The organism is Nocardiopsis gilva YIM 90087, from assembly GCF_002263495.1.
In the GTDB taxonomy this organism is placed as follows: domain Bacteria; phylum Actinomycetota; class Actinomycetes; order Streptosporangiales; family Streptosporangiaceae; genus Nocardiopsis_C; species Nocardiopsis_C gilva.
The window spans coordinates 704,241-722,125 of the sequence record NZ_CP022753.1 but is presented as its reverse complement, the minus strand read 5'-3'; the positions used below and the strand labels follow the sequence as shown (position 1 = coordinate 722,125).

Annotated in this window: 17 protein-coding genes and 1 pseudogene; 7 read left to right on the top strand and 11 right to left on the bottom strand. The window is 68.8% G+C overall.

What is annotated here, in order from left to right; translation table 11 throughout:
* Positions 1-65 precede the first annotated feature (65 nt).
* The 4 genes from CDO52_RS03615 to purL all read left to right on the top strand — a co-directional run bounded on the left by CDO52_RS03615 (position 66) and on the right by purL (position 4,355).
* The gene (locus CDO52_RS03615; protein ID WP_017621432.1) at positions 66-518 is read left to right on the top strand and encodes an ATP-binding protein; all 453 of its coding nucleotides are present in this window, start codon (positions 66-68) and stop codon (positions 516-518) included.
* 239 nt (positions 519-757) lie between these two features.
* Complete coding sequence (gene purQ, locus CDO52_RS03610) at positions 758-1,474, top strand: phosphoribosylformylglycinamidine synthase subunit PurQ (RefSeq protein WP_017621433.1); 717 nt, start codon at positions 758-760, stop codon at positions 1,472-1,474.
* 35 nt (positions 1,475-1,509) lie between these two features.
* Positions 1,510-1,992 carry a hypothetical protein gene (locus tag CDO52_RS03605; RefSeq protein ID WP_026126348.1) on the top strand — a complete coding sequence of 161 codons (483 nt, stop codon included), beginning with the start codon at positions 1,510-1,512 and terminating at the stop codon, positions 1,990-1,992.
* A 53-nt stretch (positions 1,993-2,045) separates the two neighbouring features.
* Complete coding sequence (gene purL / locus CDO52_RS03600; protein ID WP_026126349.1) at positions 2,046-4,355, top strand: phosphoribosylformylglycinamidine synthase subunit PurL; 2,310 nt, start codon at positions 2,046-2,048, stop codon at positions 4,353-4,355.
* Positions 4,356-4,425: 70 nt separating this feature from the next.
* On the opposite strand, the gene CDO52_RS03595 is transcribed toward purL, so the two are convergent.
* Together CDO52_RS03595 and CDO52_RS03590 are read right to left on the bottom strand one after the other, a co-directional pair.
* The gene (locus tag CDO52_RS03595; RefSeq protein ID WP_017621436.1) at positions 4,426-4,746 is read right to left on the bottom strand and encodes a helix-turn-helix domain-containing protein; all 321 of its coding nucleotides are present in this window, start codon (positions 4,744-4,746) and stop codon (positions 4,426-4,428) included.
* A complete protein-coding gene (locus tag CDO52_RS03590; protein WP_017621437.1) occupies positions 4,743-5,120 on the bottom strand; it encodes a type II toxin-antitoxin system RelE/ParE family toxin in 378 nt (125 codons plus the stop codon). Before CDO52_RS03590 ends, CDO52_RS03595 begins: the two co-directional genes overlap by 4 nt.
* Positions 5,121-5,233: 113 nt before the next feature.
* On the opposite strand from CDO52_RS03590, the pseudogene CDO52_RS03585 reads away from it, so the two are divergent.
* A pseudogene (locus CDO52_RS03585) lies at positions 5,234-5,434 on the top strand (hypothetical protein); the annotation flags it as partial.
* A gap of 83 nt (positions 5,435-5,517) precedes the next feature.
* The gene (locus CDO52_RS03580) at positions 5,518-5,748 is read left to right on the top strand and encodes a hypothetical protein (protein WP_017621439.1); all 231 of its coding nucleotides are present in this window, start codon (positions 5,518-5,520) and stop codon (positions 5,746-5,748) included.
* A 64-nt stretch (positions 5,749-5,812) separates the two neighbouring features.
* On the opposite strand, the gene CDO52_RS03575 is transcribed toward CDO52_RS03580, so the two are convergent.
* From CDO52_RS03575 to CDO52_RS03550, 6 genes are all read right to left on the bottom strand, one after another.
* The gene (locus CDO52_RS03575; protein ID WP_017621440.1) at positions 5,813-6,778 is read right to left on the bottom strand and encodes a glycine betaine ABC transporter substrate-binding protein; all 966 of its coding nucleotides are present in this window, start codon (positions 6,776-6,778) and stop codon (positions 5,813-5,815) included.
* A gap of 215 nt (positions 6,779-6,993) precedes the next feature.
* Positions 6,994-7,962, bottom strand: coding sequence for an ABC transporter substrate-binding protein (locus CDO52_RS03570; protein WP_157745396.1), 969 nt, complete (start codon positions 7,960-7,962; stop codon positions 6,994-6,996).
* Positions 7,955-9,904: an ABC transporter permease gene (locus tag CDO52_RS03565; protein ID WP_017621442.1), complete on the bottom strand. Its 1,950-nt coding sequence runs from the start codon at positions 9,902-9,904 to the stop codon at positions 7,955-7,957. Before CDO52_RS03565 ends, CDO52_RS03570 begins: the two co-directional genes overlap by 8 nt.
* 2 nt (positions 9,905-9,906) lie before the next feature.
* Positions 9,907-11,010 carry a quaternary amine ABC transporter ATP-binding protein gene (locus CDO52_RS03560; RefSeq protein WP_017621443.1) on the bottom strand — a complete coding sequence of 368 codons (1,104 nt, stop codon included), beginning with the start codon at positions 11,008-11,010 and terminating at the stop codon, positions 9,907-9,909.
* Between the two features lie 129 nt (positions 11,011-11,139).
* The gene (locus tag CDO52_RS03555; RefSeq protein ID WP_017621444.1) at positions 11,140-12,687 is read right to left on the bottom strand and encodes a GMC family oxidoreductase; all 1,548 of its coding nucleotides are present in this window, start codon (positions 12,685-12,687) and stop codon (positions 11,140-11,142) included.
* A 162-nt stretch (positions 12,688-12,849) separates the two neighbouring features.
* Positions 12,850-14,373, bottom strand: coding sequence for an aldehyde dehydrogenase family protein (locus CDO52_RS03550; RefSeq protein WP_017621445.1), 1,524 nt, complete (start codon positions 14,371-14,373; stop codon positions 12,850-12,852).
* A 456-nt stretch (positions 14,374-14,829) separates the two neighbouring features.
* On the opposite strand from CDO52_RS03550, the gene CDO52_RS03545 reads away from it, so the two are divergent.
* A complete protein-coding gene (locus CDO52_RS03545; RefSeq protein ID WP_026126351.1) occupies positions 14,830-15,480 on the top strand; it encodes a class II aldolase/adducin family protein in 651 nt (216 codons plus the stop codon).
* 58 nt (positions 15,481-15,538) lie between these two features.
* Here CDO52_RS03545 and CDO52_RS03540 read toward each other — a convergent pair whose 3' ends face one another.
* The 3 genes from CDO52_RS03540 to CDO52_RS03530 form a co-directional block, all read right to left on the bottom strand.
* Positions 15,539-15,736: a helix-turn-helix transcriptional regulator gene (locus CDO52_RS03540; RefSeq protein ID WP_033302173.1), complete on the bottom strand. Its 198-nt coding sequence runs from the start codon at positions 15,734-15,736 to the stop codon at positions 15,539-15,541.
* Between the two features lie 200 nt (positions 15,737-15,936).
* Positions 15,937-16,794, bottom strand: a complete 858-nt coding sequence (locus CDO52_RS03535; protein ID WP_017621448.1) for an ABC transporter permease — start codon at positions 16,792-16,794, stop codon at positions 15,937-15,939.
* Positions 16,791-17,762 carry an ABC transporter ATP-binding protein gene (locus CDO52_RS03530; protein ID WP_017621449.1) on the bottom strand — a complete coding sequence of 324 codons (972 nt, stop codon included), beginning with the start codon at positions 17,760-17,762 and terminating at the stop codon, positions 16,791-16,793. Before CDO52_RS03530 ends, CDO52_RS03535 begins: the two co-directional genes overlap by 4 nt.
* Positions 17,763-17,885 lie beyond the last annotated feature (123 nt).

Genomic DNA, 17,885 nt, shown 5'->3' with positions numbered 1-17,885 from the left:
CGTTTCGTCACGCTTCCCCCGGGAAGTTTCCCCAACAAGTGACGAACGGTCGTGAGGGTTTGTTGATGGATGAGCAATTCTCGATCACCCTCCCCCGTCAGGCGTACACCGTCGCCGTGATGCGGGACGTTCTCCGCACCGCGCTCCGCGCCCGCGGCGTCTGCGACGACTGCAGCTACCCGATTCTGATCGCCGCCACCGAGGCCTGCGCCAACGCCGTCGACCACGGAGACCCCGCCCCCGACTACGCGGTCCGGGTGCGGTTCCGCTCCTCACTGTGCCTCGTGGAGATCAGTCATCAAGGCCCGGAATTCCGGGCGGGCCGGGTGCCCCTTCCAGAACTCGAATGGGAGTCGGGAAGGGGCATTCTGCTGATGCGGGCCCTCATGGACGACGTGGTCTTCCATGCCACCGCGTCCAGCGGAGTGACGGTGTGGATGGACAAGCACCTACACGCCACCGAACCGACACGCCACCCCCTGTGCGGGGCGGCCACCGTACTTCCGCTGCCCTGCTGACCAGGGCCGGATCGGCGCCGGCCGCGGCCCTCGACGGCCGCGGCCGGTCGGCGGCGACGACAGGGCGGCGAGGTCCGCGGCCATCGCCCGACGCGCGACCACTCCACGCCCCACCCGCCACCCCAACAGCGGAGGTCAGCAGGTACCCTCGGGACCGGATGCGCCGGTCGTGTCGACCTCGGTTCACCAACCACACCAAACGGCCCGATCTCCCACCGACGATCTTTCGGAGAGTGCCCATGACAGCCCGTGTGGGCGTCGTCACCTTCCCCGGTTCCCTCGACGACACGGACGCCATGCGCGCGATCCGCCTCGCCGGCGCCGAGCCCGTCGCGCTCTGGCACGACGACGCCGACCTGCGGGGTGTGGACGCCGTCGTCCTGCCCGGCGGCTTCTCCTACGGCGACTACCTGCGCTGCGGCGCCATCGCCCGGTTCGCGCCGATCATGACGGAGTTGGTCCCGGCCGCGAAGTCGGGCGCCCTGCCGGTCCTGGGCATCTGCAACGGCTTCCAGATCCTGTGCGAGAGCCACCTGCTGCCGGGCGCGCTGACGCGCAACTCCTCGCTCCGCTTCATCACCCGCGACCAGCGCCTGCGGGTCGAGTCCACCGCCACCGCCTGGACCAACCGCTACTCGAGCGACGAGGAGATCCTCGTCGTCCTGAAGAGCGGCGAGGGCGCCTACGTGGCCGACGACGCCACCCTCGACGAGCTGGAGCGCACCGGACGCGTGGTCGTCCGCTACGTCGGCACCGCGCCCAACGGCTCGCGCCGCGACATCGCGGGCATCACCAACGACCACGGCAACGTCGTCGGGCTCATGCCGCACCCCGAGCACGCGGTGGAGGCGCTCACCGGGCCCTCCGTCGACGGCCTGGGCTTCTTCGCCTCGGTGCTGGCGCACCTGACCGACGGCTCGCCGGTACTCGGCGCGACAGCGGCCAGCGGGGGCTGACCCGCGCGACCGCCACCTTGGGGGACGTTTCAACGATGATGTCACTGCTTCGCTCCCGGAGGATGATGATCCTCCTGGTCGCCGTGGTCACCGTCGGCCTGGTAGCCAGCGGGGCGGTGGGACTTTTCAACGCCTTCTTCGCCCAGTCCGACCAGCAACAGGAGGGTGAGGCCCCGGTCCCCGCGCCCGAGATGGCGGCGCTGGGCGAGGCACCCGACGCCACCGAGTACGCCGACCTCGGCCAGCAGTGCGAGCGCGGGGAGTGCTACCGGGTCGTCGCCATCACCGCCGAGGAGGCGGACAGCGGTGAGGAGGCCGTCGAGACCGTCTACCGGCACCTCATCGACGACGGTTGGGGCCGGATCCTCCCCGAGGGCGCGGACAGCCCCGACGACGTCCCCCTCAGCCAGACCTACCTGACCAACGGGTCCGTCCTGGTCCAGGGCAGCACCTCCCCCTACACACCGGGGAGCACCGCCGGCCTGGTGATCGCGCACGCGCAGGATCCGCTCTCTTGACCGATCTTCACGAACCCGCCGGTCGCACACCGCACATCCCGAACGGAAACTCGATGCCCGAAGCAGCCAAGGCAGCCACGCTCGACACCGTCGCCACCGCCGAGACGACGCCGGAGACCCCGCAGCCCTACGCCGAACTCGGCATGGCCGACGACGAGTACCAGCGCGTCCGCGACATCCTGGGCCGCCGCCCCACCTCCGCCGAGCTGGCCATCTACTCGGTCATGTGGAGCGAGCACTGCTCCTACAAGAGCTCCAAGGCGCACCTGCGGCAGTTCGGCGAGAAGGCGCCGCAGAGCGACGCGCTGCTGGTCGGCATGGGCGAGAACGCCGGTGTGGTGGACGTCGGCGACGGCTACGCGGTGACCTTCAAGATCGAGTCGCACAACCACCCCTCCTACGTCGAGCCGCACCAGGGCGCGGCCACCGGTGTCGGCGGCATCGTCCGCGACATCCTCACCATGGGCGCGCGCCCCGTCGCCGTCATGGACGCGCTGCGCTTCGGCCCGGCCGACGCCGCCGACACCCGCCGGGTGCTGCCCGGCGTCGTCTCCGGCATCTCGTTCTACGGCAACTGCCTGGGGCTGCCCAACATCGGCGGCGAGATCGGCTTCGGCGCGGGATACGCGGCGAACCCGCTGGTCAACGCGCTGTGCGTGGGCGTGATGAAGCACGAGGACATCAAGCTCGCCCAGGCGCCCGGGCCCGGCAACAAGGTGGTCCTGTTCGGCGCCACCACCGGCCCGGACGGCATCGGCGGCGCGTCGGTGCTGGCGAGCGCGTCGTTCGACGACGAGAGCCACGCCAAGCGGCCCAGCGTGCAGGTGGGCGACCCGTTCCTGGAGAAGCTGCTCATCGAGTGCAGCCTGGAGCTGTTCGCCAAGGACCTGGTCGTGGGCATCCAGGACCTCGGGGCAGCGGGCGTCTCGTGTGCCACCACCGAGCTCGCGGCGGGCGGCACCGGCGGGATGCGGATCGAGCTGGACCGGGTCCCGCTGCGCGACCCGCGGCTCACGCCCGAAGAGATCCTGATGAGCGAGTCGCAGGAGCGCATGATGGCCATCGTCGAGCCGGGGCGGCTCGACGAGTTCATGGCGGTCTGCGCCAAGTGGAACATCCTCGCCACCGAGATCGGCGAGGTCGCCGACGTCACGCCGCAGGAGGCCGAGCGCGGCGGGCGCCTGGTGATGACCTGGCACGGCGAGACCGTGGTGGACATGCCGCCGCGCACCGCCTCCGACGAGGGCCCGGTCTACCAGCGGCCCTACGCCCGCCCGGACAGCCAGGACGACCTGCGGGCCGACACCCCGGCCCGGCTGGAGCGGCCCAAGACCGACGCCGAGCTGCGCGAGCAGGTGCTGCGCGTGCTCGCCGCCCCGGGCGTGTGCGACCCGACCTGGGTCACCCAGCAGTACGACCGCTACGTGCTCGGCAACACCGTGCTGGCCACGCCGCACGACGGCGGCCTGGTGCGGGTGACCGAGGACGGCACCCGCGGGATCGCTCTGGCCACCGACGGCAACGGCCGCTTCACCCGCCTGGACCCGTACACCGGTACCCAGGCGGCCTACGCCGAGGCCTACCGCAACGTGTCGGCCACCGGCGCCCGTCCGCTGGCGGTGACCAACTGCCTCAACTTCGGCTCGCCGGAGGACCCGGCGGTGATGTGGCAGTTCGCCGAGTCCACCACGGGCCTGGCCGACGCCTGCAAGCAGCTCGGCACCCCGGTCACCGGCGGCAACGTCAGCTTCTACAACCAGACGGGCGAGGCGGCGATCAACCCGACGCCGGTCATCGGCGTGCTGGGCGTGATCGACGACATCAACGACCGGCTGACCACGGCTTTCGGCCCAGACGCCGACGGCGCGAAGATCCTGCTGCTCGGCGAGACCGCCGACGAGCTGGGCGGCTCGGTGTGGGCCGACACCGTCCACGGCCACCTGGGCGGCGTTCCGCCCAAGGTCGACCTGGCGGCTGAAGCCGCCCTGGGCGAGGTGCTGGCGAGCGGCGCGGAGTACGGCGTGATCGCCGCGGCCCACGACCTGTCGGACGGCGGCCTGGTCGCGGCACTCGCGGAGTCGGCGCTGCGCGGCGGTACCGGCTGCCGGGTCACCCTGCCCGACGACCCGTTCACGGCCCTGTTCAGCGAGTCGACGGCCCGCGCGATCGTCGCCATCCGCCCCGACGCCGAGGCCGCGTTCACCGAGCTGTGCACCCGCCACGGCGTCCCGGCCGGTGAGATCGGCACGGTCGGCGGCACGTCCCTGTCGGTCACCCACCCCGGCGGCGGCTTCGACATCGAACTCGACGACCTGCGCACCGCCTACGAGAGCACCCTGCCGGAGATCTTCGACAGCGAGTAGATGTCGGACCACAGCACCGGTGGGGCGGGAACAATGGTCGCGCCCCACCGCACATTCGTGGAGACGGAAGTCAGCCGACCATCAGCTGCTCATCCCCGAAGTCCGCCACCAGTTTGAGCGTGCCACCAAGCGCGGCGACGTAACGGTCAAGGACCTCCCTGGTTGAGACGTCACCCTGTTCAATCTGCGAGATGCGGCCCACCGAGACTCCCATGCGCTGGGCGACCTGAACCTGTGTCAGGTGTCGCCGCTTACGCATTTCGGCCAGTCGCCACCCCTGCGCCTCGTCCTGCAGTCGGCGAACACCGCTCTCAAACTCGTCAGAGCTTCCAGCGGTCGCGATCGCACGCTCAAGGTGACCGCTGGTCCGCCATCGCTGATACCCGCTCACGGCTCCACTTCCTTCCGGCGCTCCACCACGTAGGTCTCATACAGCCGCTCCGCCCGGGGCACTGCCTCCCGGTACCATCGCCGCCAGTTTCCTGCCTTGTCCCCTGCTACGAGCAGTATCGCGGAACGCCAAGGGTCGAAGACAAACAGGATCCGGATCTCGCTGCGCGCCGTCGATCCAGGTCGCAGCTCCTTCATGTTGGGGATGTTCGAAGCTGTAACGGTGTCAACCAACGGCCGACCTTCCGCGGGGCCGTTTCGTTCCAACACCAGGATCGCCTGGTTGACGAGCCTGTGGGACTCAGGATCAGTGGCATACAGAGTGTCAAGGAATTCCCCCACCTCGTCAGTGAGGAAGATCTCCCACGCAGCCAATCCACTCCTCCTGCCACCACCCACCATAACTTAAGAATATTCTAAACCTTCGACTGGCTCCGGGCAGGGATTTCGGAATCCTCAGGCTGCCCACTGTGAAGTGGTAGACGAACGCGGCCGCCCACAACCTGTCGGACGGCGGCCTGGTCGTCGCCCTGGCGGAGTCGGCGATGCGCGGAGGCACGGGCAGCCGGATCACCCTGGATGACGACCCGTTCGTCGCCATCCGCCCCGACGCCGAGGCCGCTTTCGCCGAGCTGTGCACCCGCCACGGCGTCCCGGCCACCGAGGTCGGCACGGTCGGCGGCACGTCGCCTTCGGCGCACGGCGGGCGAACGTCGCGGAACACCAGTGCGCCCTAGGATGAGGGGGTAAGCGAAAACGTGAAGGAGCGGGCATGCGCCGCGGGCGGTTGAAGGGGCCGTTGGGGAGCCATGATCGCCCGGCCAGTGCTCTGGGGTTCCGGCTGATCCTGGCGGTTTTCGGGGCGGGGGTGTTGCTCATCGCGACGGTACTCGCGGTGCTGCTGACCGACTCGGTTCCGCTGGTCGTCGTCTTCACCGCGGGGTTCATCGCGGCCTGTCTGAACGTCTACTGGGTGTGGCAGCGGCTCCGGCACGAGCGCTAACGCGGCCGCGGTCGGACCGTGTGGGCGGCGCGCGGGACGCGCCACCGCCCACACGAGGGGTTACTCAGGCGTCGGCCGGAATCCACGGCTTCCAGGTGTCGGGGTGGTCCTCGACCCAGGTCTTGGCGGCCTCATCGCGGGACATCCCCTTCTCCGCGATCATCTGGGCGACCTCGTTCTGGTCCTCGTTGGTCCACTCCCAGTTGTCGATGAGCCGGTAGGCCGCACCGCCCTCGTCGGCGAAGCCCTTGCGGAAGACCTTGTTCAGCTCATACTTCGGGTAGTCACAGCCGACGTCCTCCGGGTCGATCTCGCACATCGACACGTAGTCCGGGAAGTCCACCTTCACCAGATCCAGTTCCTCGTGGACCCACTGCGGCTCGTAGAAGTAGAAGAGCACCGGCTCCTTCTCCGCATACGCCTTGCGGACCTCGGCGATCTGCTCGTCTTCCGACCCCGCGTAGGAGATCTCCAGGTCCATGTCGAAGTGGTTGATCATGCCCTGGTCCTGGGTGACGAACGAGGGGTCGGCGGCCAGGAAGCGGCCCATGTCGCCGCTCTGGGCACCGGTGAAGATGTCCGCGTGCTCCTTGAGGCCCTTGTAGGTCTCGATCCCCGGGTACTTGTCCACCACGTACTGCGGGATATACCAGCCGATGCTGCCGCTGTTGCCGTTGGGGCCGCCGTCGACGACGCGCTGGCTCTCCTTGGAGCCGTAGAGCTCCATGAGGTCCTCATGGCCCCAGTTCTCCAGGATGACGTCGACCGAGCCGTCACCCAGACTGGCCCAGGAGGACTCCTCATCCTCCTCGACCAGCTCGGTCTTCCCGCCGAGCTCATGTTCGATCAGGTAGGAGAGAACGGCGGCGTCCGCCTCGTATCCCACCCAGCCGTTCAGCGCGATCCGTACCGTGTCCGTTCCGGCGGGGTCGTCGCCGCCGTCCGCAGCTCCGCACGAGGCGGCGAGCAGCGCCGCCAGGGAGACGGCCGTCGCCTTCACCGCGGCCCGTCGGAATCTCTGATCGATCATGGGGGTGTCCTGCCTTGGGGGTGTGCTCAACAGGGAGGTGATACTGCGGGGCGGTCTCGGGTGGCGCCGATGGGCCCGTCCACCTCAGGAAACGGTCGGCTCCACCCCGCATACGGCAGCGGTGGCGGGCGTACGCACCAGGGCGCACGGCCCACCACCGCTTCCTCTATTCTCTTATTCTCTTGTGCTCGCGTCCGGGCGACGCCCGCGGGCGGCTAGCTCTTGGCGCCCTCGGGGATCCAGGACTCCCAGACGTCCTTGTTGCCCTCGACCCACTTCTGCGCGGCTTCCTCGGGGTCCAGCTGCTGCTGCGCGATCATCTCGGCGACCACGTTCTGGTCCTCGTTGCTCCACTTCCAGTTCTTGAGGAGCTGGTAGGCCTCGCTGTTCTCCTCCGCGAAGTCCTTGCGGAAGATCTTGTTCAGGTCGTACTCGGGGTAGCCGCAGGACACGTCGTCCTCGTCGTCCGCGCAGCCCTCCTCGTACTTCGGGAACTCCACGTGCTCCAGGTCGAGCTCGTTGTGCAGCCACTGCGGCTCGTAGAAGTAGGCGAGGAAGGGCTTCTTGTCCTCGTACTTCTTGCGCATGGTGGTGATCTCGGCGGCCTCGGAGCCGGCGTAGACGATCTTCAGGTCCATGTCGAAGTGGTTGATCATGCCCTGGTCCTGGGTGACGAACCCGGGGTCGCCCGCCAGGAACTCGCCCTTGTCGCCGCTCTCCGCGGTCTTGAAGATCTCGGCGTTCTTCTTCACACCCTGGTAGGTGTTGATGTCCGGGTACTCCTCCAGCAGGTACTTCGGCACGTACCAGCCCAGGGTCCCCTTGTTGCCGTTCGGCCCGCCGTCGACAACGGTGTCGTTGCCTTCGGGGCCGTACTGCTTCATCAGGTTCTCGTGGCCCCAATTCTCCACGACGACGTCGATGTCGCCGTCGTTCATGCCCTGCCAGGACGGCTGCTCGTCGATCTGCTTCTGCTCGACCTTCACGTCGAGCTCGTTCTCCAGCAGGTAGGTCAGGACCGCGGCCGAAGCCTCGTAGCCCACCCAGCCGTTGACCGCCATGCGGACGGTTTCGCCCCCGCCGGCGCCATCGCCGGTCTGGGCGGCACAGGACGACGCGAGAACAACGGCCGAGGCGGCCGCGGCCGCCTTGGCGGCGGTCGTGATGGTCGGCTTCTTACGCATTGGTTCTCCTACCTTGTGTCATCCGGTCGAGGAAGATCCCCAGGCACACGATCGCCAGACCCGACGTGAGTCCGAGGCCCAGTTCGTTCTGCTTCAGCCCGAACACAACGCCGTATCCGAGCGCGCCGCCACCCACGAGGGCACCGATGACCACCATGGAAAGGATCATCATGATGCCCTGGTTCACCGCGAGCAGCAGCGACGAGCGGGCCAGCGGCAGCTGGACCTTGGTGAGCAGCTGCCACTTGGTGGAGCCCTGCGAGAGCGCGGCCTCCACGGTCTGCTGCGGCACCCCCCTGATTCCGTCGTTGACCAGCCGGATCACCGGCGGGAGCGCGAACACCACGGCCGCGGCCAGCGCGGGCACGCGCCCGGCGGCGAACAGCGCCACGGCGGGGATCAGGTAGACGAACGGCGGGAGGGTCTGCATGGCGTCCAGGACGGGACGCAGGATCGCCGCGAAGACGTCGTGGCGCGCCATGAGGACACCGAGGACGAGCCCGATGAGTAGGACGACGACCGCCGCGACCAGGATCTGCGACAACGTGTCCATGCTGCGGTTCCACTGGCCCAGCAGCCCGGCGCCGAGGATCGCGACGCCGCAGGTGACACCGACGCGGCGGCCGCCGAAGATCCAGCCGAGCGCGGCCGACGCCAGCACGACGAGCCACCACGGGGATTCCATCAGCGTGAGCTTCAGCGGCTGCAGCACCCAGTCCAGCAGCCACACGCCCAGCGCGTCGGTGAAGCCGCCGATGGCGCTTTCGAAGGCGTGGGTGAAGTCGTTCACCGGGCGGGCGATGTGCAGCCGCCACTCCAGGGGCCACCGCTCGACGCCCAGCGACGCCACGGCCGCGGTCGCGACAAGACCGACGCCCAGCACCCACCCGCGCAGGCGCTTGGGGATCCGCGGCGTGTGCGCCCCGTGCCCGACGGCTCCGGTGACCCGGTCCAGCGCGATGGCCAGCATGACGATGGCCAGGCCGGCCTCCAGCGCACGGCCGATGTTGATCTTGGACAGCGCCTGGTAGATCGCGTCGCCCAGACCGCCGGCGCCGATCACGGAGGCGATGACGACCATCGACACCGCGAGCATGATCGTCTGGTTGACGCCCAGCAGGATCGTGCGCTTGGCGAGAGGCAGCTGGACCTTGCCCAGCATCTGCCACTTGGTGGAGCCGAGCGAGACGGCGGCCTCGATCGCGCCCTTGTCGACGTTGCGGATCGCCATGGAGGTGATGCGCACCGCGGGCGGGATGGCGTACACGGTGGTGGCCACCGCCGCGGCGGGGTTGCCGATACCGAAGAGCAGCAGCATCGGCATCAGGTACGCGAACGCCGGCATGATCTGCATAAAGTCCAGCACCGGCCGGACCATGCGCTGCACCCGGTCGCTGCGCCCGGCGGCGATGCCCAGCGGGACACCGACGATCAGCGCGAGCAGCACCGAGGTGATGATCAGCGCGAGCGTGGTCATCGCGTCGTTCCACAGCCCGGTGACGCCGAAGACGGCGAACGCCGCGAGGACGACCAGCATGACGCGCCAGCCCGCGGTGCGCCACGCGGCGAAGGCGCCCAGGACGACCACGCCCGGCCAGGTGAGTGCCTGCAGCAGGTCGTCGATGATCGCAACGGACGAGCCCAGCCCCACCGACAGGTAGTTGAACCCGTAGATGAAGATCGGGCTGGTGTCGCGGTTGGAGACGACCCAGGTGTACAGCGCGTTGAGGTTCTCGTCCAGCCAGACGCCGGTCTCTGGCGGGAACGGCGCCCGGACGTAGGGCAGCGCGCCCGCGATCACGAGCACCAGCAGGACGGCGCCGGTCTGGATCCAGCGGTTGGTGGCCCAGGTCCGCCAGGACGACGTCGTGGCCGTGCCGCCGCCGGACGGTTGGGTGGACTGGGGGGTCTGTGACTGTGTAGGCGTAGGCGTAGCGGCCATGATCAGGCCTCCGCAGTGGCGCCGACCGCGGCGTCGCCCTGTTCCTCGGCGATCGCGCGCAGGACGTCCTCGCGTCCCACGACACCGAGCAGGCGACCGTTCTCCGTGACCCGCACCGGGGCGGTGCCCTCGGCCAGCATCGGCACGACGTCGCTGACGATCGTCTTCGGGGAGGTCTCGGGGCCGTCCAGCGACTCGTCCGACCGCGCCGGACGCATCAGCCAGCTCACCGTGAGCACGGTCGTCCGCGCGACGTCGGAGACGAAGTCGCGCACGTAGTCGTCGGCCGGCTTGCCGACGACCTCCTCGGGGGTGCCCACCTGGACGATCTCGCCGTTGCGCATGATCGCGATCCGGTCGCCGAGCTTGAGCGCCTCGTCCAGGTCGTGGGTGATGAACACCGAGGTCTTGCGCAGCTCGCGCTGCAGCCGCAGCACCTCGCCCTGCATGTCGCGGCGGATCAGCGGGTCGAGCGCGCTGAACGGCTCGTCGAACAGGAGCACCTCGGGGTCGACCGCGAGGGCGCGGGCGAGGCCGACGCGCTGCTGCATGCCGCCGGACAGCTGTCCGGGCTTGTGGTTCTCATAGCCGCTGAGGCCGACCATCTCGATCATCTCGGCGGCGCGGGCGTGCCGTTCGGCCCTGCTCAGGCCGCGGATCTCCAGGCCGTAGGCGACATTGTCGATGATCTTGCGGTTCGGAAGCAGCCCGAAGTGCTGGAAGACCATCGACATCTTGCGGCGGCGCACCTCGCGCAGCTCCTGGTCGGGGAGCTGCTCGATGTCCTGCCCTTCGAGCAGCACCGCGCCGTGGGTGGGCTCGATCAGCCGGGTCAGGCAGCGGATGAGCGTGGACTTCCCCGATCCGGAGAGGCCCATGACGACGAATGTCTCACCCGGGTACACGTCGAAGGAGACGTCGCGCACCGCCACGGTGCAGCCGGTCTTCTCCAGCACGGTCTCCTGGTCGAGCCGCTCGTTGTCGGTGCCGATGATGGAACCGGCGTTCTTACCGAAGATCTTCCACAGGTTGCGGACGGAGATCTTCGGCTCGCCCCCGCTCTGATAGTGGGGCTCTCCGGCGTTCTCTGGTGTCGGGGAGTTCATTAAATGGCTCTCCTGGCTGTCTTCTTTGCTGCAACGGGCCGTCTGGGATCTGTGAGGACCGGACGGCCCGCTCGTCGGATGAGGTCCGGTGCACCGCCCCGAGTCGCAGGGGGGCGGTGCCTCTGGGCGTCAGCTCGCGCGGATCAGGTCGGCCGCACGCTCGCCGATGGTCAGTACGGTGACCATCGGGTTGGGCGACGGCATGCTCGGGAAGACCGAGGCGTCGGCCACGCGCAGGCCCGACAGGCCCCGCACGCGCAGCTGGGGGTCGACGACGGCCGTGGGGTCGTCGGCGGCGCCCATCTTGCAGGTACCGGCCGGGTGGTACACGGTGTGCGCGGCACGCCGGCCGTATTCCGACAGTTCCTCGTCGGTGGTGACACCGGGACCGGGCGCGACCTCACGCTCGATCCAGGACTTGAACGGCTCGGTCTCGGCGATCCGCCGCGCGATCTTCAGACCGTCGACGATGGTCTTCTCGTCGTAGCCGTCCGGGTCGGTGAAGTAGCGGAAGTCCAGCGCCGGCTTCTCCTTGGGGTCGGAGCTGGTCAGCCAGAGCTTGCCGCGCGAGCGCGAGCGGGGGATGTTGGGCGTCATGCACATCGCCCGGCCCCACGCCGGCGACTCGTAGCCGAGCCGCTTCGTGTTGTCGTCGAACGGGATCTGGTACGTGTGGAACATCAGGTCCGGGCGCGGGTCGCTCTTGTCGCGCCGGATGAACAGGGCACCGTCGGAGTGCATGACGGTGTTGTCCGGGACGTCCTTGGACGTCTCCCACATGATGATGGACTCCGGGTGGTCCATCAGGTTCTCGCCGACACCCGGCAGGTCGTGCCGCACGTCGATGCCCACCTTGGCGAGGTCGTCCTGGGGGCCGACACCGGAGAGCATCAGCAGGCGCGGCGTGTCGATCGCGCCGGCGCACAGGATGACCTCCCGCGTTGCGGAGACGGTGCGCCGCTCGCCCGAGGCCAGCTCGACCTCGACGCCGGTGGCGCGGTCGCCGTCGAACACGAGCTTGTCGGCCCAGGTCTCCAGCAGCAGGGTGAGGTTCTCGCGCTCGCCCATGATGGGGTGCAGGTAGGCGACCGACGCCGAGGAGCGCTTCCCCGAGTAGGGGTCGTAGGAGATCGACAGGAAGCCGACGCCGTCGTTGAAGCCGCCGCGGTGCGAGGTCTCGGCGTTGAAGTCCTCGACGACCGGGACGCCGGTCGCTGTGGAGGAGGCCTCGACCCAGTCCTTGATGAGCTGGTTCCGGTCCTTCTCGGCGATCGGGATGATGTTGTTCTTCAGCCGGTCGGCGTAGGCCTGCACGGTGGCGTTGTCCCAGCCCTCGGCACCGGCGGCCACCCAGTCGTCCAGGTCCTGGGCGAACGGGCGGAAGCTGATGAGGGTGTTGTGGGAGGAGCAGCCGCCGAGGACCTTGGCGCGGGAGTGCACGATGTGCGAGTTGCCGTTGGGCTGCTCGGTCGTGGTGTACCCGTAGTCGAGGTCGCTCTCCAGCATGCCGAGCCAGTCGCGCAGGTTGAGCACCCGGTCGAGGCCGACGTCGGACGGGCCGCCCTCGATGACGCAGACGCTCGTGTCGGGGTCCTCGGTGAGCCGGTTGGCGATCACCGACCCGGCGGTGCCCCCACCGACGATCACGTAATCGAAGGTGGATTCGCTTGCGGACACGTGGGCTCCTTTCGAGCTGATATGTCGGGGCGGGTTCCCGGCCGGTGTGTCACGTCCGGGCTGGGAACCCGAAGAAGTTGAATTCACGACTTTGTTACGGACATGCCGGAGCCCCACCGCCCGTCGGCGGCGGGGCCGATCCTGACGTCCGCGACCGGTGGCCTAGCCGAACCAGCGCTGCGGCTGCGGATCCAGGTTCCGGTAGATGTGCTTGGCCTCCCGGTACTCGTCGAGCCCGGCGTGTCCCAGCTCCCGGCCGACGCCGGAGTGCTTGAAGCCGCCCCACTCGGCCCCCGGGAAGTAGGGGCCGTAGTCGTTGACCCACACCGTGCCGTGGCGCAGGGCGGCCGCGACGCGCTCACCGCGCCCGGTGTCGTTGGTCCACACGCCGCCGGACAGGCCGTAGTCGGTGTCGTTGCCCAGCTCGATGGCCTCGGCCTCGGTGCGGAACTTCTCCACCGTGACGACCGGGCCGAAGACCTCGGTCTGCACGATGTCCATGCTCCGGTCGCAGTCCACGAAGACCGTCGGGCGGAAGAAGTAGCCCTTGGCGAGGTCCGGCTCGTCGGGGCGCTTGCCGCCGGCGATGATCCGGGCGCCCTCCTCGACGCCGCGCGCCACGGCCGCCTCGACCTTGGCGCGGTGCTCGGCGGAGACCAGCGGCCCGCAGCGGACGCCCTCCTCCTGGCCGCAGCCGATCCGGATGGCGTCGGCGCGGCGGGCGAGCTCGGCGACAAACTCGTCGTGGATGTCCTCGTGCACGATGAGCCGCGCGCCGGCCGAGCAGACCTGGCCGGAGTGGAAGAACGCCGCGTTGAGCGCGTAGTCGACCGCGGTGTCCAGGTCGACGTCGGGGAAGATGATGTTGGGGTTCTTGCCGCCCAGCTCCAGCGCGATCTTCTTGACCGTCTCGGCCGCGCCGGCCATGATCCGCTTACCGGTGACCAGGCCGCCGGTGAAGGAGACCAGGTCGACGTCGGGGCTCTCGACCATGGCCGCGCCGACCTCGGCGCCGGTGCCGAGCACCATGTTGACCACACCGGCCGGGCAACCGGCCTCCTCGGCGAGCTCGACGAGCTTGCAGGTCGTCACCGGGGTGATCTCGCTGGGCTTGATGACCATGGTGTTGCCGGCGGCGATCGCCGGGGCCATCTTCCAGGAGAGCTGGAGGAGCGGGTAGTTCCAGGGGGTGATCATGGCGCACACCCCCACCGGCTCGTAGACCACCTTGCTGGACACGCCTTCGGGCGCGGCGATGATCTTGCCGGCGTCCTTGTCGGCGAGGCCCGCGTAGTAGCGGAAGACCGCGGTGACGTCGTCGACGTCGATACCGCCCTCTTCGATCGTCTTGCCGGTGTCGAGCGACTCCATCAGGGCGATCTCGTCGCGATCGCGCTGCAGCAGGTCGGCGATGCGGTTCAGGATCTCCCCACGCTCGCCCGCCGGGCGGTGCCGCCAGTCGCCCTCGTCGAAGGCACGACGAGCCACGGCGACCGCGACCTCGGCGTCGGCCGGGCCGGCTTCGCTGACGACGGTCAGCACGGAGGCGTCGTAGGGGTTGAGGACGTCGCGCGTCCCACCGCCGGAGGCCGCCTTCCAGGCGCCGTCGATGTACAGACTTGTCGCGGTCTTGGAACCGGGTTCAGAAAGGTACTGCTTGCTCGGGAGCGTTACGTAGGGTTGCATCACGGAACCGTCTTGCCCTGGAAATTTGTCCACAAACGGCCACCGTACCTTCTTTACCTAGCCGATATGTTTCGTTTAATCCGGCTCTGACCTGCGAAAACACCGGTTTTGGCTACGCGCAACGGTGATGCGTATCACGCAACGCGACCGAAATCGATTACTTTGAGTAACTACGAGTGGGGGGCAAGACCCCGAAGGTGTAACGCGTCTCACACTCGGTGTTGCCACCGGATCTCGATCCCATCAAGAACGGGTTATCGGCACGCGGTGACCGGGGCGGAGGCCGCGGAGGAGACGCGGACCACTGGCCGAAGCACGCCACGGCGGGTTACCGTGATTAGGTGTGCCTAACCGAATGAGGCACATCCGAGTGAACCGATCGGACGCTGCGGCCACCATGGATCGCGGGCGTCCCCCCTGCCCCCGGCCCGCCCATCGACCCTGGCGTGAGGAAACATGCTGCTGGAGCAAGAGCGTAGAGACGTGTGCCTGACGGCCCGCCGACTCTTCGACCACGGGCTCGCCCACGGCGAGGGAGGCACCGTCAGTGCCCGGTGCGGCGACCTCGTCGCCGTGACCCCGGCGGGAGTCGCTCTGGACCGCGTCGAACCGGCGGACTGCCCGGTGCTCTCCGTCGACGGCGGCGTACTCGAAGGCCGCCGCGAGCCCGCGGCAGAGACCACCCTCCACATGGCCGTCTACCGCGAGACCGACGCCACTGCGGTCGTACACGCGCACACCCCGAACGCCACCTCCGTCGCGTCGGTCCTCGCCGAGCTCCCGCCGATCCACCACTACGCCGCGCGGCTGGGCGGCGCGATCCCGGTCACCAGCTATGCCACCTACGGCAGCGGCGACCTCTCCGACCAGGTGGTCAAGGCGCTGAAGGGCAAGCGGGCCGCGCTGCTCGCCAACCATGGCGGCGTCGGCATCGGCGACGGCCTGGAGCAGGCGTTCGAGCACGCGCGGCTGCTGGAGTGGCTGTGCGGGGTCTACATCGACGCCCGCCGCCTGGGCGAACCGCGCGTGCTCTCCGAGGAGGAGCTGGCCGAGGTCCGGCACCGCGACACCTACGGCTGGGCCGGACCCGACCTGCTGTTCCTCTAGCTGTTCTTCCAGCTGTTCTGCGCCGTGGTCTGTCGACCGCCGCCCGCGCCGCGATCGGCTACTGGCTGCCGATGCGGGGGAAGGGCTCGGTCGAGAACACCACTTCCACCGGGACCTCGAAGTACTGCGCGATGCGCAGCGCCAGGTACAGGCTGGGGCTGTACTCGCCGCGTTCCAGGTAGCCCACGGTCTGGTAGTGCACGCCGAGCGTCTCGGCGAGCTGGCGGCGGGAGATCCCGCGCTCGGCCCGGAGCATGGCGATGCGGTTGTAGACCTGCTCAGCCGCCGCGGCGCTCTTCGCCCGTCCGCGCGAGCTCGCGCCCTTCGTCTCGGTCAAGGTCCCACCCCCTTTCCTCCGTACCCGTCCCGGTGCTGGACTTACGCTCCCAGCGGGGGATCCTCCGGCTCAGCCGGTCACGGCCGCGCGACGCTACCGCGCCAGAGCGGCCCCATGGCTCAGTAGGCACGCTGGATCGCCTTCTCCCGCGCCGCCTGGACACGCGCCCCGGACTCGCGGCGGGCCATGCGCCGCAGCACGAATGGTGCCACGATCAGCCCGACGATGGCCCAGGCACCGAGAACTCCGGCCGTCTCCAGATGCCGCCACGACTCGCCGATCTCGACGGAGAGCATGCTGTCCGGCAGGAAGACCGAGCGCACGCCCAGGGCGATCCAGTATTGCGGGAGGACCTGTGCGATCCCCTGCAGCCACTGCGGCATGAAATCGATCGGGAAGAACGTCCCGGAGATCATCACCATCCCCATCACCGGAAGCATGATGATGCCCATGGCCAGCCGCGGGTTGGTGACCAGCGAGCCGATGACCGCCCCGATGGGCGCGGTGGCGAGCAGGCCCAGGACAAATACCCAGACGAGGGTGAGCACGTCGCCGGGCCCATCCACCGAGAAACCGTCGATCAGCAGGGTCGCCACCACCAGCATGAACACGAGGCTGGTAGTGGTGACCAACAGGATGTGCACGGACTTGCCGATGAAGTAGCCGATCATGCCCTTGGGTAGGGCCTTGGCCCGCAGCAGGGTGCCGTCCTCGCGCTCGGTGGCCAGCACCTGGGCCACCGTCGTCATTCCGGCCATGGTCATGAGGAACGCGATGCCCCCGGTCATCGTCATCGCGCCCACCGCGATACCGGTGTCGTCCATCTGCTCACCACCCAAGGCGATCCCGATGACCAGAAAGATGGCGGTCGAGCCGAAGTAGCCGAACAGATCCTGCAGGCTGCCGAACGACTGCCGGTACTCGATCCAGCCTCGGGAGAGCCCGGCCTTTACGGCGTTGATGGTGGCGGTGGTCATCGGCTCTCCTTCGTGAACTCCTGGGCCGCCGCGTCGGCGTGGCCGGTCTCGTGGCGGCGCACCATGGCCATGTAGACGTCCTCCAGCGTCGCCCGCTGCACCTCCAGGTCGGTGATGTCGTCGCCGTACTGCGCGAACAGCTCGCGGACGAAGCCCGTGGCGTCGGGTGTGGAGTGGACGAACCGCTGGCCGTCGCGGCTCCACTTCACCTCGGCGTCACTCTCGACCTGGGAGGCGAGCCGGTCGGCGCTGCCATCGGCGACGATGCGGCCTCCGGCCAGGATGAGGATGCGGTCGGCCAGCTTCTCCGCCTCGTCCAGGTCGTGCGTGGTGAGCAGGATGGTGGTGTCCTCCTCGTCTGCGAGCCGGTGCACGAGGTCGTGGAAGTCGCGGCGCGCCTCCGGGTCGAAGCCTGCCGTGGGCTCATCCAGGAACAGCAGCTCCGGCTTGCCGACGATGCCGACGGCGACATCGAGGCGTCGGCGCTGGCCGCCCGAGAGGGTGGAGACCTTCTTGTTGGCGTGCTCGGTGAGGCCGACCGCCGCGATGAGGTCGTCGACGTCACGCGGGCGCGGAACGGCTGGCGTGGAGTAGGACGCGTAGAAGCTCCCCATGTGCGCGAGCAGTTCCCGCACCCGCCATTTCCCGTGGTCACGCCAGGACTGCAGGACCACGCCGAGCCGAGCGCGCCAGGCCTCGTCTCCCTTGGCCGGGTCCGCACCGAGCACATTCACGTCTCCGGACGAGCGCATCCGGAAGCCTTCGAGGATCTCGATGCTGGTGGACTTGCCCGCCCCATTAGGACCGAGCAGGCAGACCACCTCGCCCCGGTCCGCGGTGAAGTCCACACCCTTGAGGACATCCACGCTTCCATAGCGCATCCGCAGATCGCGCACGCTCACCACGGTGCCCTCGGCGTCCCCCGAGGCCGCGCGCGGGACGAGACCCGCCGCTCTAGCCACTGTCATACGACTACGCCTTTCCATCCGGGTTCCACGACAATTGATAGCACTTGTACTACAAGATGGCGAATCCGAACTATGCCAGAATCGCTCTCAGATGGCCTGACCTCGGACTTGACCGGATCCGGA